This window comes from Kitasatospora putterlickiae, from assembly GCF_039527695.1.
Taxonomy (GTDB): domain Bacteria; phylum Actinomycetota; class Actinomycetes; order Streptomycetales; family Streptomycetaceae; genus Kitasatospora; species Kitasatospora putterlickiae.
In genome coordinates, this window is sequence record NZ_BAAAKJ010000322.1 from 13,374 (window position 1) to 15,628 (window position 2,255).

Here is a 2,255-nt window from a genome sequence, read left to right on the forward strand (position 1 = left end):
GGCCCGGCTGGTGATCTGGCGGACGTTGACGGCGCTGAGGCGCAGCATCGCGGCGATGTCGGCGTAGGTGTACTCGAAGGCCTCGCGCAGGATGTACACCGCCCGCTCCGTGGGCGTCAGCCGCTCCAGGAGCACGAGCAGGGCGGCCGCCAGCGCCTCCGCCCGCTGCACGCCGGCCTCGGGGTCGCCGCCGGTGTCGACGGGCTCGGGCAGCCAGGGGCCGAGCGGGGTCTGGCGGCGCGACCGGGCGGACTGGGCCACGTTGAGGGCCAGCCGGGCGGTGGCGCGGTGCAGGAAGGCCGCGGGGCTGACCACCGCCGAGCGGTCGGTCAGCTGCCAGCGCAGCCACACGTCCTGGACCACGTCCTCCGCCTCGACCGCGCTGCCCAGGACCCGGTACGCGGTGCCGAAGAGGCGGGGCCGCAGCCCCTCGAAGGCGGCCGCGGCCTCGTCCAGGGTGGCCTCCCCGGCGGGCGGCCGGGTGCCCGGACGCGTCCCGGGCAGGTCTGTCAACACGCTCATCACGGCTCCGTTTCGCCTGTGGCATCCGTCGACGCCGCCGCGGAACACGCTCCCGCCGCGGCCCCCGCCGTGACGCCCCGGAAGGTGCCTGGTCCGCTGCCCCCGGGGGTACCGGGGCGATGTGCCCCGCCGGCCGGAACAGGGACGCGGACCCGTACGCGGGCCCGTACGCGGACCCGTACGCGGACCCGTTCGCGGGCTCAGGCCGTGGCCGCCGAGCCGGCGAGCAGGGCGCCGCCGAGCTGCCTGCGGGAGGTGACGCCGAGCTTCGTGTAGACCTTGCGCAGGTGCCACTCCACCGTGTGCGGGCTGAGGAACAGCTGGGCACCGATCTCGGGGTTGGTCATCCCGTCCCCGGCCAGGCGCGCGATCTGGTTCTCCTGGGCGGTGAGCGCGGTCCGGGAGTCGGCCGGGCGGCGGGGTGCCGTCGCGCCGGTGGCGCGCAGCTCGCGCCACGCGCGCTCCGCGAAGCCCTCGACCCCGATCCGGCTCAGGGCCTGGTAGGCGGTGCCCAGGTGCTCGCGGGCATCGGCCCGGCGGTTCTCCCGGCGCAGCCACTCGCCGTAGAGCAGGTGGGCGCGGGCGTGGGTGATCCGGACCCCGGTGCGGCCCAGGCGTTCGACGGCCTCCTGGTGGAGGGCCTCGGCGGCCGCTCCCGCGTTCACCTGGGCGCGCACCATGGCGGAGGTGCCGAGGGCCCAGTCGGTGCCGCTGTCCCGGGCCAGGTCGGCGACCCGGTGGGCCGCCTCGGCGGCGCGGGCCGGCCGGCCGCTGCGGGCGGCGGCCTCGACGAGTTCGACCGTCGACCTGATCGCCAGGCCGAGTTCCTGGAGGCTCTCCGCGCCGCGTTCGGCGGCGGCGCAGGCCTCCTCGTAGCGGCCGAGCCCGTTGTACAGCACGGCCTTCGCCCACTCGCCGGCGCCGGGGACGCCGCCCGGACCGCCGTGGCCGGGTCCGGTGTCCCGGGCCATGGCGTCGATCGCCCTGAGCACCTCGGCCTCCCGGCCCCTCCACGGTTCGGTCACCAGGGAGGCGTAGTGGGCGAGGTAGCGGCTGCCGGTGGCCTCGCCGATCGTCCGCGCCTCGGCGATGAGCGCGTCCGCGTGGTCGAGTTCGCCGGCCAGGACGCGGTTGGAGACGAGTTGCAGCAGGGCCGACGGCAGCACCGACAGCGCGCCGGTCGCGCGGGCCAGCTCGACCAGGCGCGCGGAGAGCACCGTGTTGCCGTCGAAGTCCCAGACGTTGAAGGCCATCCGGGCGGCGAGCGGGAACCAGCCGAGGCCCTCCTCCGCGGAGACCTCCTCGGCGCACAGGGCGTCCAGGGCGCGCAGCACCGTGGGCGCGCCCGCCCGGTAGCCGTCGACCGTCATCGCGGCCAGGCCGCGCAGCAGCAGGTCGTTGCGCTCCGGGGGCGGCCCGGGTGGTGCGGCGAGCGCGGCCCGGGCGATGTCGGCCAGCGCGGCGCCGCTCGGCGGCCGGTCGATGATGAGGGCGGCGTGCAGCGCGTCGCGGTAGGTCTGCTGGGCGAGTCCGGTGTCCAGCGCCTCCAGCCGGCCGGCGGCCCGCACCAGCGCCGGCAGCGCGCTGCCGGCGCTCTGGGAGGCGAACACGATCCGCCCGCGCAGCAGGTCCGCCTGGGCGAGCCGGCGCTCGTCCAGCGGGCCGAGGGCGGCGGCGTCCAGCAGTTCGCGCGCGGTGTCGTAGCCGCCGGCCTGGTACTTGGCCTGGGCGGG

2 protein-coding genes are annotated in these 2,255 nt (G+C 77.3%); both read right to left on the reverse strand.

Annotated features, from left to right (window positions below; genetic code table 11):
• Positions 1-522, reverse strand: a 522-nt coding sequence (locus ABD308_RS30520) for a sigma-70 family RNA polymerase sigma factor (RefSeq protein WP_344342094.1), incomplete at its 3' end; no start/stop codon positions are given.
• A 200-nt stretch (positions 523-722) separates the two neighbouring features.
• On the reverse strand, positions 723-2,255 hold a 1,533-nt coding region (locus ABD308_RS30525; RefSeq protein ID WP_344342097.1), incomplete at its 5' end, for a helix-turn-helix transcriptional regulator.